This is a genomic window from Bacillus sp. FJAT-18017, assembly GCF_001278805.1.
GTDB lineage: Bacteria > Bacillota > Bacilli > Bacillales > Cytobacillaceae > Bacillus_D.
The window spans coordinates 3,476,766-3,492,174 of record NZ_CP012602.1; the positions used below are offsets into that span (position 1 = coordinate 3,476,766).

The 15,409-nt window shown below is 42.3% G+C and carries 12 protein-coding genes; 3 read left to right on the top strand and 9 right to left on the bottom strand.

Annotated elements, in window-relative coordinates:
* Positions 1–6: 6 nt before the first annotated feature.
* The 5 genes from AM500_RS16285 to AM500_RS16305 all read right to left on the bottom strand — a co-directional run bounded on the left by AM500_RS16285 (position 7) and on the right by AM500_RS16305 (position 5,803).
* Entirely contained in the window at positions 7–831 is an 825-nt protein-coding gene (locus AM500_RS16285) for an electron transfer flavoprotein subunit beta/FixA family protein (RefSeq protein ID WP_053600148.1), read from the bottom strand.
* Positions 832–1,254: 423 nt separating this feature from the next.
* Complete coding sequence (locus tag AM500_RS16290) at positions 1,255–1,524, bottom strand: aspartyl-phosphate phosphatase Spo0E family protein (RefSeq protein WP_053600149.1); 270 nt, start codon at positions 1,522–1,524, stop codon at positions 1,255–1,257.
* A 238-nt stretch (positions 1,525–1,762) separates the two neighbouring features.
* Positions 1,763–2,341: a DUF2087 domain-containing protein gene (locus AM500_RS16295; protein ID WP_053600150.1), complete on the bottom strand. Its 579-nt coding sequence runs from the start codon at positions 2,339–2,341 to the stop codon at positions 1,763–1,765.
* A gap of 154 nt (positions 2,342–2,495) precedes the next feature.
* The gene (locus tag AM500_RS16300) at positions 2,496–4,790 is read right to left on the bottom strand and encodes a thiamine pyrophosphate-dependent enzyme (protein ID WP_053600151.1); all 2,295 of its coding nucleotides are present in this window, start codon (positions 4,788–4,790) and stop codon (positions 2,496–2,498) included.
* Complete coding sequence (locus AM500_RS16305; RefSeq protein ID WP_053600152.1) at positions 4,790–5,803, bottom strand: 2-oxoacid:acceptor oxidoreductase family protein; 1,014 nt, start codon at positions 5,801–5,803, stop codon at positions 4,790–4,792. The genes AM500_RS16300 and AM500_RS16305 overlap by 1 nt, the downstream gene beginning before the upstream one ends.
* 381 nt (positions 5,804–6,184) lie before the next feature.
* On the opposite strand from AM500_RS16305, the gene AM500_RS16310 reads away from it, so the two are divergent.
* On the top strand, positions 6,185–7,219 hold the full coding sequence (locus tag AM500_RS16310; RefSeq protein ID WP_053601750.1) for an acyltransferase family protein: 1,035 nt from the start codon (positions 6,185–6,187) through the stop codon (positions 7,217–7,219).
* 215 nt (positions 7,220–7,434) lie between these two features.
* On the opposite strand, the gene AM500_RS16315 is transcribed toward AM500_RS16310, so the two are convergent.
* The 4 genes from AM500_RS16315 to AM500_RS16330 all read right to left on the bottom strand — a co-directional run bounded on the left by AM500_RS16315 (position 7,435) and on the right by AM500_RS16330 (position 11,245).
* The gene (locus AM500_RS16315) at positions 7,435–8,154 is read right to left on the bottom strand and encodes a LutC/YkgG family protein (protein ID WP_053600153.1); all 720 of its coding nucleotides are present in this window, start codon (positions 8,152–8,154) and stop codon (positions 7,435–7,437) included.
* Between the two features lie 2 nt (positions 8,155–8,156).
* The gene (locus AM500_RS16320) at positions 8,157–9,581 is read right to left on the bottom strand and encodes a LutB/LldF family L-lactate oxidation iron-sulfur protein (RefSeq protein WP_053600154.1); all 1,425 of its coding nucleotides are present in this window, start codon (positions 9,579–9,581) and stop codon (positions 8,157–8,159) included.
* A gap of 46 nt (positions 9,582–9,627) precedes the next feature.
* Entirely contained in the window at positions 9,628–10,344 is a 717-nt protein-coding gene (locus AM500_RS16325) for a (Fe-S)-binding protein (protein WP_053600155.1), read from the bottom strand.
* Positions 10,345–10,516: 172 nt separating this feature from the next.
* Positions 10,517–11,245 (bottom strand): FadR/GntR family transcriptional regulator, encoded by a 729-nt coding sequence (locus AM500_RS16330; protein ID WP_053600156.1) that lies wholly within the window; start codon positions 11,243–11,245, stop codon positions 10,517–10,519.
* 331 nt (positions 11,246–11,576) lie between these two features.
* Here AM500_RS16330 and AM500_RS16335 point away from each other — a divergent pair, with 331 nt between their 5' ends.
* Together AM500_RS16335 and AM500_RS16340 are read left to right on the top strand one after the other, a co-directional pair.
* Positions 11,577–13,274, top strand: a complete 1,698-nt coding sequence (locus AM500_RS16335) for an L-lactate permease (protein ID WP_053600157.1) — start codon at positions 11,577–11,579, stop codon at positions 13,272–13,274.
* A 372-nt stretch (positions 13,275–13,646) separates the two neighbouring features.
* Positions 13,647–15,392 carry a B12-binding domain-containing radical SAM protein gene (locus tag AM500_RS16340; RefSeq protein WP_053600158.1) on the top strand — a complete coding sequence of 582 codons (1,746 nt, stop codon included), beginning with the start codon at positions 13,647–13,649 and terminating at the stop codon, positions 15,390–15,392.
* The last annotated feature ends 17 nt before the right edge of the window (positions 15,393–15,409 follow it).

Genomic DNA, 15,409 nt, shown 5'->3' on the forward strand with positions numbered 1-15,409 from the left:
AGTTGTTTAGTTTGCTGAATTAGGCTGTAAAAGTTCTTTTTTCTCCATTAGGAGGCTTATAAGTTCGCTTACCTGCTGATCAGGTGTTCCTTCAATCCTCTTGCCGCCCTCTGGCTTAGGAGGAGAAAACATCTTTCCAACAATCGTTGGTGAACCTTTTAGGCCTAACTGGGTCCGATCTACATCATCGAAATCACTGACTGCCCAGATTACAGGTTCATACCTTACAGCTCTTATCATATTAGGAAGCGGAGAATATTCGATTTCATTAATTTCCTTTTCTACTGTCAACAGGCATGGAAGCTGGGCTTGGATTAATTCATGCCCTTTTGTTTGCTTCCTCTTAATTAGGATTGTTTTCTCAGGTATATTGACCTCTGGGACTTCAATAACATTCGTAACCGGTGGAATATCCAGTCTCCTTGCAATCCCTGGACCTACCTGGCCGGTGTCACCATCAATTGCATGCTTGCCACAAATAACAAGATCGATAGGAAGTTCTTTACTAATCTTCTCAAGTGCTTTAGATAAGGCATAGCTTGTAGCAAGCGTATCCGCCCCTGCAAATGCCCGATCTGTTATCAAATAGCCTCTGTCAGCACCAATTTCTATACTTCGTTTAATGACTGCAGTTGCCTGCGGCGGCCCCATCGATAGCACCGAAATTGTCCCCCCGGTCAATTCCCTGATTTTGACCGCTTCCTGGACCGCATGGGCATCGTATGGATTTAGAATAGCTGGTGCGCTGCGGCGATCAAGTGTGTTCGTCTTAGGGTTGATTTTAATGATTTTAGTATCTGGCACTTGTTTTACACAAACAACAATATGCATATACTCCCTTCCCTTCACAAAGAATGAAAACGTTTTCTTTTTCTTTAAAATTAAAATGCATGTATTACGATATATGTGACGTAAAACAAGCATAGTACTAACCAATGAACTGAAAGCTGGAATTCTGTGATGGTTCAGTAAAGAAGGTTGTGTAGGTTTGAACATGATGTAGTAGTAAAAAATCTAAAAGCAAAACAAGTGGCGGGAAAAAACATAGACAAAAAGAATTTTGCCGATACTATTACTATAAAAAATATTCAAATATTAACAATGATATATGTCACAGTAAAACCCAGTTATTAATAATTTTTATGTGGGTAAGGTTCAAAATAGGTTTTTTATTTTTTATTTTTTTCAGGGGGCTTAGAACAAATCAAAAGGACCCTGCATCTATTGCAGCGCCCCTAACCACTATATTTAATTTTACAACTCATTTTGTTTAGTAAGTCTGGCGGAAAGAACAAAGCCTATTTCCTGATTCCAGCTTCCTGTTATGTCTCCAAATATTTGCCCAGGGTTTTGCATTCTGTTTCTAACCTTTTGATAAGCTACAATCAGTTCATCAAGTTCCTGGCTATATCGAATTGTATTTTCACTAGTGAAACCGCTTAAATTCGCCGATTCAATCATCAATTGTCGTTTAGCCTGTATTTCTCCCATCATCGTTTCAGGCTGCCAGCTCTGATCTAACACGTTCAACCTTCCTCCAATTACTGCTTATTTCTATTAGAGCTGCATATTAATTATGCAACACTTAAAAAATTATGCCAGCGATTTGGAACAAAGTAAATAGAATCGCAAAACAAGACAAAACAATCTCTTTTTCGCTTTAAAACGACAATGGTTCATAACTGTTTTTTTATATTAAGGACTCAAAGAGAAAGGTAAAATTGGAAATATCAACCAAATGAATTTAGTTTATGGAAGCCCTCTATTTAGCCCACATTTCCTCTGGATTTAATTCGTAAATACTGTTTTCCCTGAACATATAATGGTTTATGATAAATTCCCGCCTGATTGTGGCAAAGTCTTCGTGAAATTTCTTTATATATTCATTCAGTTCTTTTTCCTCGTATTTACGGCCTTTTTCCAGACCCTTGACGATATGCTCAAACACATACAATTTCTTTTTCCGCTGAGCTGGAATGCTTTTCAACTTTCCTTCCTTGGTGAAGAAGTTGTTGATTACTTTCTGTTTTTCAATACTCGTATCGACCATTTTGACCTGTTCCTCCCCTCTCTTCTCCAAAAGCTGTGACAAAACCTGCGCCTGCTGCTTGATCATGGATTCATTTAAATAAAAATAAATAGTATTTTTATCCCGCCGTTCTTTGACAATCCCGACTTCACGAAGCTTTTTCAAATGGTGTGTAATAGTAGGGGGAGTAAGTCCCAGCTTTCCAGCGATCGCCTGACCATGCAGCGGCCCACTAGAAAGAAGTACTGTAATTCTGATACGGGTAGGGTCACCCATCGTTTTATAAAACGAAACAATCCGGTCCAATTGCATAGTATTCAGCCACCTAATTTTATATTCATCTAATTAGATTTATATCAAATTAGAGTTTAAGTGTCAATATTATTACAAAATACATTCCTAGGTTTTTGAAGCAAAAAGAAAAAGCGGGCCACATGGCCAGCTTTTTCGAATCGAACTTGTATATTTAAAGCATTGGATGCTCGTGTTTTGCCTTGAGGCGCTGCCAGCGATGTTCATTTTCAGCTTCAAAAGACTCTAGCATCGCTTTGTTCTCTTCTTTTAATAAATGCTTTGATTTACCCATGTATTTTAGCCATTCTGATGCCGGGACACGCTTGTTTTTAGCCTCAGGGTCGTAGGTGATCGTTGTAATTCCCTGCTCAATCTCATATAGCGGGAAAAAGCAAGAATTAACCGCCTGCTCCATAATCGTGCTGCCATAACGGTCCTCAGATTTCCAGTTAAGCGGGCACGTAATTAAAATCTTACCATACACGGTGCCGACATTCTGGGCGTACCACTGTGCTTTTGCGCCTTTTTTTACAAGGTCCTGAGGGAATGCCTCTGTACCAGTGAATACGTACGGAATATTCGCAGCCGCCATCAGCTGGGCAGTGTCTTTGTGGTGGAAGGTTTTCCCTTTCTGGGTCTTGCCAATGCTCGTTGTGCTCGTCATATGGCCAAGCGGCGTGGAATAGGACATCTGTGAACCGGTATTCATATAGCCTTCATTATCATATTCAACTATGATAAGCTTATGGCCGCGCAAGGCTGTTCCAATAGCCGATCCCATACCAATATCCATTCCGCCATCACCAGTGATCATGACGAAAGTGACATCGTCCTCGATGTTGATTTCTCCCCGCTTCTGCATTTCAAAAAATGCTTCGACGGTACCAGACAGAGTTGCTGCCCCATTCTGGAACAAGTTATGAATCATCGTTTGTTTGTGTGATGTATAAGGATATGCAGTTGTCGTTACATACGCACATCCAGTTTGATAAAGAACGACAATGTCGCCTTCAATGCCCTTAAAGAAAAGCTCAAGTCCCGGGAATATCCCGCAGCCCGGGCAGGCTCCATGACCAGACCCCAGCCGTTTTGGCTTACCGGCCAATGCCCGAAGAGGTGGAATTTTAACTTTAAGCTTACCCGTTGCTTCATCCATTTTGACATCAATCAAGCCTGTTTTAAAGGTTTCGCCATGCTGCGGTTCGATTACTGGCTTTAACGCATTTTCCGGATTCCCTGGAACAATGCCATAATAATCAAATGGTTTTTCGGCAATCCCTTTTTCCATTGCATCAATTGCCATAGCAAAAAATGCCTCTGCATCATCCGCATAGAAGTCCTTACCGCCAAGTCCGAATACCCTGCTCAGGACAATTGTTTTATTTTCTCTATCCTCTTGTAGTGCAGCCTTCACTTCATGTGTTAAATTCGGGCCATGGCCGCCATAGGAATCCGCTCGTTCTCCAATCAGCAGCGATTTCACGTTTTTTAGAGCTTCACGGATTTCTTTTGCCGGGAAAGGCCTGATTATGTTTGGCGAAATGACACCGGCTTTAATGCCCTTGGCCCTTAGCCTGTCGACAACATCCTTGGCTGATTCAGCTGCGGAATTGAGTAGGAACAGAGCCACTTCTGCATCTTCCATTTTGTAAAGGTCAAGAATCTCATAATTCCTTCCTGATAACTCCGCGTACTGAGATGCTACTTCCTTGAACACTTCTCCAGCAGCATAGATTGCTTCTGATTGCTGGAAGTGGTTGTTCATCAAGTCTTCCCCATTCATATGGGCTCCGATAGTTACCGGTTTCTTAGGATCTCTTGCAAAATTGTAATCTGTTGGGCATTCACCAACGAATTCCTGGACAGTGGCACGGTCCTTGAAATAGTGGACTCTGCGCTTTTGATGAGAGGTGAAGAATCCATCATAAGCAACAATAACCGGTAGCCGAACCTTCGAATGCTCCGCTATTTTCAGTGCCATGATATTCATATCGTAAACCGCCTGAGGTGTTCTAGCAGTCAGAATTACCCAGCCAGTATTTAAGGCATAATAAAGATCTGAATGGTCTCCCCTAATATCGAGCGGCCCGCTGACAGCCCTGGTAACAAGGTTCATGACCATAGGGAAGCGAGTTCCGGCTTGGACTGGCAGCTGTTCAATCATGTAGAGCAATCCATTTGCGCTTGTCGCATTAAATACACGGGCTCCAGTAGCGGCAGCTCCATAGCAAATTCCTGCCGACCCGTGCTCCCCATCTGCCGGAATAAGCTTAATATCGTGCTCGCCCCTTGCCTTCATCATATCAAGGTATTGTGCAACCTCGGTCGATGGGGTAATGGGAAAATACCCCATAATATGATAATTGATTTGGGCAGCCGCCATCGCAGCCATTTCATTTCCTGATTCGAAAGTCAATAATTGCTCTTTGTTAGCTGTTGTTTTCAATTCCTCTTCCAAAATGGCCATTATAGAAGCCTCCCTTCTACATATGGAAAATTCTGTTTGACTCTATTTGAATCCGCATATCCAATCATCTCGCGAAGGTCACCCAATGCATCGGTTGGGCATGCTTCAACACACTTCAGGCAGCCCTTGCAATATTGATAATCAATTCCTTTAAGAAACATTTGCTCACGCCCCCGCTTATCCTGGCCACTCTCCCAGACGAAGCAGAAATCAGGGCAGACTGTGTCACACTGTGCACAGTGGATACAGCTTTCAAGCTTTAATTCCGGCAAAAATCCCTGGCGCGAACCACTCAAATCCTTAAGGATGCTGTTAGCCGGTGCAGTAATGACACCTCCAAGCTCCTGAGTCTTAAACCCTAGCCGTGGCAGCGGCCGTGAAAATGATTTGCCTTCTGCTCCTTCAGGCACTTCGTATACTTTAAATTGAACCTCATTAAACCCGCGCTCGAATGTCCTGATATTCGGCTCGACTAAGTGAGGATATTTTTTTTCAAATGTTTTTCTAATTACACTTTTCATCGCTTGAGGGTCCAGAAAATCACAAATCCGGAACATCGCCCCGAGCATCGCTGTATTTACCTTCGTTTTCTCCTCTACCGCAATAGTTAAGGCGTCGACAATGGCCAGTGTGCCGTATTTAAACTGAAGGTCTTTTCTGATTCCATCAAAATCGCGTACGGAATTGACGAGGACAATTCCATCAGCATCGAGTCCGCTTACAACATCTACCATTTTATACAGAGCTTCATGAAAAACCCCAATAACATGCGGTTGTTCGATTGGGCTATGGTCACGGATTTCTACATCAGGATCACAAAATCGGATAAAACTCTTTACCGGGGACCCTTTCTTCTCTGATCCGTATGATGAGAAATTCGATCCGTTCAAGCCAAGTCCCAGCACACCTGCCTCAGCAAGCATTTTCCCTGCAAGGTTGGCCCCCAGGCCGCCAATTGATTCAAGGCGGATTTCAAAAAAGCCCAATTCATTTTGTTTAGGTAAGATTGACATGTTCTCCCCCCATATTCTTATAGGAAAAGCGCAAGCGCTGGAGCTAGACAGTACTCAAAGTAAAGATATACTTTCTAAATTTAAAATATAAATCCCCAGCAGTGCTGGCACTCCCCACCTTCCATTGTAGGCAAGAGCTGCCTATTGCGCTGTGACAAATGTTAAATACAACTTAAAATTTTTGAAACAGCTTAATAAATTTTAATAAAGTCTTTTTATAATAAGGTTTTCAAGGAACTCCCCGCTGTATTACAGCGCCAAATCTGTAGTGTAACAGATTAGGATTTTACTAGTTTGGTATGGTTTACCTGTTTTCTTTTAATCTTAGTTGGGTAATAGTAGAGATGATTGTTTCCGGGGGTCTCAAATATGGAGGTCATCATGAAAAAACGAGACTACTACTTTGATAATGCAAAATTCATTTTGATTTTTCTTGTTGTGTTCGGTCATCTGCTCAGGGCCTTTATTGAAGACAATGAAGTATTTTTCGCATTATATAAAGCGATTTACACATTTCATATGCCCGCATTTATCCTAGTGTCGGGGTTCTTCGCAAAAGGTTTCAACGAAAAGGGCTATATAAAGAAAATCGCCAAGAAGCTAATTTTGCCTTACATTATCTTTCAAGTAATCTACTCTATTTATTATTTTTATCTATACCAAAAACAAACGCTTGTCATAGACCCTTTTAATCCTCATTGGTCGCTTTGGTTTCTCGTTAGTATGTTCTTCTGGAACTTGTTGATGATTCCTTTTTCAAAACTGAAGGCTTCAGTCGCAATTCCTTTGGCACTTACAGCTGGACTGCTCATTGGATATGTTGACTGGGTATCAAACTACCTTAGTTTATCCAGGACATTTGTATTCTTCCCACTGTTTTTGGCGGGATATTATCTGAAAAAAGAACATTTCTATTCACTATTCACGATTCCAAAACGTATTATCGCTCTTGTGGCATTCATTGTATTATTTGCGGGATTTTACTTTTATCCCGACATGCAATATCAATGGCTGCTAGGTTCAAAGCCGTATGAAGCAATGGGAGCAGCCTCTTTATTGGCCATGTTCAAAAGGCTTGGCATCTACATCTTGAGTTTTGTAATGGTAATGAGCTTTTTTGCCTTTGTGCCAAGAGGGCAGTACTTTTTTACAACTCTCGGAAAACGCACACTGTACGTGTACCTTTTGCACGGTTTCCTGGTCAAGCTGCTAAGGGAGACTGAGCTAATATCGTATTTTGATAAAACCGAAAGGATTGTCCTTTTGGCTGGAGTATCCCTTATTATTGTGCTGGCCCTCTCAAGCAAACTGATAACAGCATTTACACAACCATTAATAGAATTGAGTAACACCCGGATGAAAAAACTATTCAGCAGGTTATCTGGAGGCTACCGCGTGACAGAGGAAAGGAACTAAAGCACAAAAATGACTGTTAGAGATGAATGACACTTTTATTTCTAGCGGACGCGAAATGTCATTCATCTCCCTTATGAATGACACTTTGAGCTCTGAGGAGATGCGAACTGTTATTCATCCGCCTGATGAGTGACATTATGAGCTCTGAGCAAAGGTGAAATGTCACTCATCACATTTAATAGAAATCCCCGCCGGATTTGGCGGGGATTTCTATTTTACAGATCGTTAATAACAATATAAGCAGCCCGTACCGGTCCATGGACCCCAACGACAAGGTTGAGTTCAATATCAGCCGAATTGCTAGGTCCGGTAATAAAATTAATGCAGGAAGGGACATCCTTTCCTTCAAGATGCTGACTGCGTATCCACTCTGCCGCTTGCGTAAATCGGGGCACAATTGTACTTTTTGGAACTAGTGCAATAATATTTTCTGGAAGGAAAGAAACTGAACGGCCTCTTCCAGGGCTGGTAAAATGAGTGACTGTCCCTGACTCGGCCAAGGTAATCTCACTTATTGTTATCGCCACTTTTGCACTTTCAGCAAGAGGAATGTTCTCATCCCCATTTGAATGATCCCAAACACGAACTTCTATATTTTCCGATGGCCATTCACTTTCAAGCAACTCACCTAAGCCCCATTTGGCATACCGTTCATCATTCCAAGTAATTACAGGGCCTCCGCCATACCCGCCGACAATTTCTCTCACTTTTGAAGAGAGTTCATCAAGGGTCGTCTCATGCAGAGAAGTGTGGATTTTTAGGCATTGTGTTTTTAACACTTGAAGGAGTTCATCCTGGGATGCCCTTTTATAAATTTCATGCTGTGGCTGGAAAGTGTAAACGGGACGTTCCACACCCGTTGTTTTCCTTGGCCGTCCAAGGCTGGAAGCTATTTTATCGAGAAATTTGTTTCGATTGTGTATTGTGCCATGCATACTTAGTTGCCTCCCTTTTCGCGGTTCTTGAACCAGTCACGGAACCTTTCTTTATTTGGTCCGGGGAAGTCGCGAGTATCGGTCCAGGCCTTCAGCGGGCCAGGGCCTTTTGTAATTTTATCGCCAGCCATGAACGGATTCATAGCAGCAGGTGCCATTTTCGTACCCAGTTTATATAGCCCGGGAGATGAAGCACCGAAGCCATAGGCTTTCATGAGCAATTTCTCGGAAACCGGAGCTTTGCCTTCTTTTTCAACTATCACTTGCCTATGTTTATGCAGAAGCTGATGTAACGGGATCTTAACCGGGCACACGTCCGTACAGGCCCCGCAAAGCGTCGAAGCATACGGTAACTCTTTATACTCATCATAACCTCCCAAAAGCGGAGAAAGGACTGCCCCAATAGGTCCGGAGTAGATAGAACCATAGGAATGGCCGCCAACATGCCGGTATACCGGACACACATTTATACATGCCGCACAACGGATGCATTGGAGAACTGAGCGGAACTCGCCTGCCAGAATATCCGATCTGCCATTGTCGATGATAACTAAATGGAACTCCTCGGGTCCATCAGCTTCTGGTTCCTGTCTTGGCCCAGTCAGTACCGTAATATAGCTGGTAAGCTTCTGTCCAACCGCGCTCCGGGTGAGCATGCTGACTAGAACTTCCATTTCCTCGAATGTTGGTACGAGCCTTTCCATGCCCATTACGGTAATCTGTGTTTTTGGCAGTGCTGTTACTAGATCAGCGTTACCTTCATTTGTCACAAGCGCAAATGAACCCGTTTCTGCTACGGCAAAATTGCAGCCTGTTATGCCGATATCGGCTGCCAAATATTCTTTACGCAGCATTTCCCGGGCGTGGGCTGCCAGTTCTTCAGGCTTTGACGTTTTATCATAACCAAGCTTTTCGGCGAAAACATCCCTTATTTGCTCCTTATTTTTGTGAAGGGCCGGAACGACGATGTGGGATGGCGGATCATGATCATCGACTTGGAGTATATACTCCCCAAGGTCAGTTTCAATTACTTCACAGCCTGCTGCTTCAAGGGATTGATTCATCGAAATTTCTTCTGAAACCATTGATTTGGCTTTTACAACCTTTTTGGCATTCTTCTTCTTTGCAACTTCCGTGATATAAGCACTTGCCTCTTCAGCTGTTTGAGCAAAATAGACATGTCCGCCGCGCTTGGCGACATTTTCGCTTAGCTGATCCAGATAATAGTCAAGGTTATCAAGAACATGCTGACGGATTTCTTCACCATGGTTCCGCCAATCCTCCCAATCACCTAGTTCCACCGTTACGTCCCGTCTTCTTGTACCCATCCTTTCCTGTGCTCCAGCAACAGCGCCTCGCATGAAAGAATCGTTTATGCCTTCCCTGACTCGTTCCTTGAATTGGTCCTGCCCGATTTTAATGGACATACTGGTATCTCCCTCCATCCTGTTTCGAAACAATAGCCAAAGGTTTTTATCTGCTATTCAACACTTCAGCAATATGCATGATTTTTATTGGTTTACCGAGCCTGTCAATTCTGCCGCCAATATTCATTAAGCAGGCAGCATCCGCGCCGATCAAGTATTCCGCCCCTGTTTCCTCAACATGCTGGACCTTTTCATCAACCATCTGTTCTGAAATCTGGGCCATTTTGACGGCGAATGTTCCGCCAAATCCACAGCATTGCTCTTTACCAGGAAGCTCAGTAAATTCAAGTCCTTTTACGTTTTTCAATAGTTTCATAGGAGCTTCAACAACACCGAGGAGCCTGGTCATATGGCAGGATGTATGATATGTAACTTTGTGTTCGAACCTTGCCCCTACATCTTCAATTTTCAAGACATCAACGATAAATTGAGTAAGCTCAAATGTTTTTTCGGCCAGTGCCTTTGCCCTCGGGCCATAAACAGGGTCCGAAGCGAACAAATGTGGATATTCACGAAACATTGTGGCACAAGAACCTGAAGGAGACACGACGACTTCTGCATGCTGAAACGTATCAATCATCCGTTTCATTGCTTCTTTTGATTCCTTCACATAACCGCTGTTATAAGCTGGCTGTCCACAACATACCTGAGATTCAGGAAATTCGACCTCGCATCCCAGCCGTTCCAATAGCTCGACTGTCGCCTTTCCAACATCACTCTGGAAAAGGTCAACAAGGCACGTTGCAAAAAGGGTTACCTTCATCTTCTCTACTCTCCCTCATCTAGTTCATTACCATCCAAGTCAACAGGTCATCTGATGACTTAAAGAAAAAAATGGTAGGTTATTTAAATACTACTATAAAGCTACAAAATAATGAAAGTGTTTTCATATTATTTTTGTAAAAAAGCCTTTTTTAAAAAAAGGCTCGAAAAATTTAGATTGATATTGGCGCAGCTAAATAATATTTGGTCAGGATCTCTTCCACATTATTTAGATGCTCCAGCATTAAAAGGCGGGATAGTTCGGCATTTTGCGCCAGAATTGCCTTGTAAATTGCCAAATGTTCATCATATAGTTTTTCGGTCGTAGTTTGTTTGGAAAATAACCATAGTTTCCGTGTCTCTTTCATTGTTTCGCCCATGAGGCTTGACACCTGCTGCATCAAGTTCAGCAACATAGGGTTTTGTGCAGCCTCGGCAACAGCAAAATGAAATTGAAGATCAGCCTGTTCCCCTAGTTCCTCGTTGCCATGTGCCCTTTGCATTTCTTCCAATGCCTGCTCCATATTTAACAGGTTATCAGGGGTTCGCTTTAAAGCTGCGGCTGAAGCAGTTCCTGTCTCAAGAATCTTCCTAAGCTCGAGCAAGTTTTCGATATCTTTCTTATTCATCAATATGGATGTTGAAAGAGGAAAAGATATGTCACTGGATGTTATCTCTTTAACAAAGGTTCCTTCACCTTGCCTCATTTCAATTAATCCCATTGCCTTAAGTGCCGATAATGCTTCACGAACTGCAGACCTGCCGACCTGGAAGTTTTCAGCCAATTGCTGAACAGAATCCAGTTTTTCCCCTGGCCTTACTTCCCCTTTTCGAATCATTTCATGAAGGATCTCTGCGATTTCTTCATATATTTTTTTTGGTTTTATCTTTTTGTAATTCATAAATTCAGCCCCTAAGTGGTCTTTCTGCCAATTGCTTTTCTATTATACAACGTTTCTAGCTGAATGATTATAAAACCTTGCCTTCCAGATAAAACAAATTTTTCCACAACCGTTTCCCCTCTCAATATAGTAATAAAGTTACTTTTTAGAAAATTTATGCAAAATATATTGTTTTTTACAAGAATGACAAATATAATTTTTGCTAGGGAAGAAGTCGAGTCATCAGATGACCTCATCTTTTTATGAAAGCGTTTTAAACTTCGGGAGAAGGAGGAAATGTCCGGGGGGGACAGAACAATTAAATTCCAAGCTAAACTGGGGGGTTACGCTAATGAGTTTTACACAAAATTTTACTACGGTAGGGGATAACCTGGCTTTGTCCGCAATAGTAGCAATCGTTCCTATTCTTTATTTCTTCTGGGCACTGGCCATCAAACGAATGAAAGGCCACGTTGCAGGCTTAACCACACTATTAATTGCCATTGTTCTCGCTGTCTTCGCTTATAAAATGCCGGCAGGGCTTGCAGTTATGTCCGCAACACAAGGAGCCGTATATGGTATCCTGCCAATTGGCTGGATTATCATTACATCCGTCTTCCTTTACAAATTAACCGTAAAAACTGGCCAATTTGATATTATCAGAAGCTCTGTCCTTTCAATCACAGAGGACAGGCGCCTGCAGGCACTTTTGGTAGCTTTCTCATTTGGGGCATTCCTTGAAGGGGCCGCCGGGTTTGGCGCACCAGTTGCCATTTCCGCGGCACTGTTAGTAGGGTTAGGTTTTAATCCACTCTATGCCGCAGGTCTTTGCTTAATTGCCAACACTGCACCTGTTGCATTTGGAGCAATTGGTATTCCGATTATCGCAGTAGAAGGCCCGACTGGGATTCCTGCCATGGAAATTTCCAAAATGGTTGGCCGCCAGCTGCCGTTCCTATCTGTCTTCATTCCGTTTTATCTAGTTATGATCATGGCTGGCTGGAAGCGTACAATTGAAGTCCTGCCAGCAATTGCTGTTTCTGGTATTTCCTTTGCGGTAACTCAATACTTGTCCTCCAATTTCCTTGGACCTGAGCTTCCGGATATCCTGTCTTCCCTTGTTTCACTCTTTGCTCTTGCTATTTTCCTTCGTTTCTGGAAGCCTAAAACAATTTTCCGTTTCTCTGCTGAACAGGAACTGGCTGCAACTTCAGCTGTTAAGAAAACAAGTACGGGTCAGGATCTAAAATATACTCCTAGACAAATCTTTAAAGCCTGGTCACCGTTCCTTATATTGACAGCCATTATCTCCCTTTGGGGCATTCCAACCATCAAGCAGGCCCTGACTGGAATTTACGCAGGAGAAAATGTAATTCTGAAAGCACTAAATGGAATTGGACAAGCTTTATCGTTCCATCCGGAAGTTCCATTCCTAAACAACAATATTATTGATTTAGCCGGGAAACAGCTTCCAGCTCTCTATAAACTCGATATCCTTGGCGCAGCTGGAACGGCCATTCTAATTGCAGCAATCATTTCCAAATTCATAGTAAAAATCAGCTGGCGCGGCTTCTTCCAGGCCTTTGGAGAAACGCTTAATGAATTGAAATTCCCGATTTTGACTATCGCATCGGTTGTTGCATTTGCCTACGTTACAAATGCTTCAGGTATGAGTACAACTCTCGGTATGACGCTCGCAAAAACAGGTTCGATCCTGTTCCCATTCTTCTCGCCATTCCTTGGCTGGCTCGGGGTATTCATTACCGGTTCCGATACAAGCGCAAACCTATTGTTCGGAAACCTGCAGAAAATCACAGCGAACAATATCGGTATGAGCGAAGTCCTTGCAGTTGCAGCAAACTCTTCGGGCGGTGTAACAGGAAAAATGATTTCCCCGCAATCCATTGCAGTTGCATGCGCTGCGGTTGGACTCGCGGGAAAAGAATCCGACTTGTTCCGCTTCACAATTAAACATAGTTTGTTCCTTGTCACATTGATTGGTATTATGACATGGTTGCAGCATAATTTCTTTAGTTGGATGATTCCTTAAATCGATTAGAAAAAGGCTGTCCCGAAGTATATACTTTGGGGCATCTTTTTTTGTTATAAAAAGTGATTCATCCAGTCTTCAAGGACAATATGACATAAAAGAAAGCAAAAAGGTCCTTGCATAGGTAACCTATAGACAAAATGGTACTGGATAACCCGATAATGATTCTTGGATGGGTAATCGTCACAAAGCGGTATTGGAATCATATACAAATTCCCCCGGATTGATACGGCCCAGGAGAATTTTCAGTTGATACCTTTTGTACTACCTCTTTTTATTTACTGCTACTCCCCTTCCTCGGCCCCTTCCTTTTACAACCCATAACTTGTATACTAAAATATTACTTAACACTTATATGTAGGGAGTAAGTTCATGAAAATTATATGTTCAACACTTAACGCAAAATATATTCATACAAATCTGGCCATCCGCTACTTAAGGGCATATGCGGAACCGGAATTTACTGTTGAGCTTGCAGAATATACAATCAAGGATCCTGCGATGAATATCGTTTCAGACTTGATTGCAAAAAAACCTGATGTTCTTGGATTCAGCTGTTACATTTGGAATATTGAAGAAACAATTAAAGTTGTATCAATGATCAAAAAAATCAATCCGGATATCGCCATCGTATTTGGTGGACCAGAAGTTACTTATGATACTGTGGAATGGCTTGAGCGCCATCCTGAAGTAGATTATATTGTTGTAGGCGAAGGGGAAATCGCATTTAAGGAATTTCTTGTCCAATTCGCCAGTACTTCTCCGGATCTAAGTAAAGTTCCAGGTCTTGCTTTCCGAAAAAATGGGAAAGTGAAGCTGAATTTGCAAGCAGGAAAGCTTGACTTGAAAGAAATCCCTTCCCCGTATCGGTTTCCTGAGGACGCTCCATATCTTGGCAAAAGGGTAACCTACATTGAGACAAGCAGGGGCTGTCCATTCAGTTGCCAGTTCTGCCTTTCTTCTATAGAAGTTGGTGTGCGGTATTTTGACAGGGAGAAAATAAAAGAAGATATTCGTTACCTAATGGCCAATGGAGCTAAAACCATAAAGTTCGTTGACCGAACCTTCAATATAAGCAGAAGTTACGCCATGGAAATGTTCCGTTTTCTAATTGATGAACATGTGCCCGGAACTGTTTTTCAATTTGAAATCACCGCAGATATCATGCGTCCCGAGGTAATAGAATTTCTAAATCAGGAAGCTCCAAAAGGGTTATTCCGCTTTGAAATTGGCGTTCAGTCAACAAATGACTACACTAATGAACTTGTCATGAGAAAGCAAAATTTTGAAAAGCTAAAGCGTACCGTCACGATGGTTAAAGATGGCGGCAAAATCGACCAGCACCTCGATTTGATCGCAGGCTTGCCTGAAGAGAATTATTTTTCATTTAGGAAGACATTCAATGATGTATTTGAAATGAGGCCGGAGGAACTTCAACTTGGATTTTTAAAAATGCTGCGCGGCACAGGTGTGAGGTTGCGGGCAAATGAACATGATTATATTTATATGGACCATGCTCCATATGAAATACTCGGAAACAATGTCCTTCCTTTCGAAGATATCATCCGCATTAAACAAGTGGAAGATGTATTGGAAAAATATTGGAATAGCCATCGGATGGATGCTACTATTGAATATTTGATTCAATATGTGTTTGAGTCTCCTTTTGACTTTTTTCAAGAATTTGGGGCATATTGGGATTCAAAAGGGTGGGCTAGAATTGGCCATCAGCTTGAAGATTTGTTTAAGAGGCTTCATGAATTTTTAAAGGAACGAAATATAGGCAATCTTGAGATTGTCGAAGGTTTGATGAAGGTTGATTACTTGTCCAGACAGAAATATAGCCCGCGTAAGCCTTGGTGGGACAGCCGCTATTCCAAAAAAGAGCTAGGCAGCAAGTATCAATTGCTTCTGCAAAACCCTTTGATTGCCGGTCCTGCCTTTAAGGCATTGGAATTATCGGAAAAAGAGCTTTATAAGCATACCCTGCTTGAGAAAATCCCATTTGACATAGGAATTTTCCAAACAACAGGGGAAATACGGCCAATCGAATCGGTACTCGTCGTCTATTATGATCCAACTGGCAAGGGGCCTATTATTTCTTCATTTGCATCATAAGCCGGTTTTAAACCGGC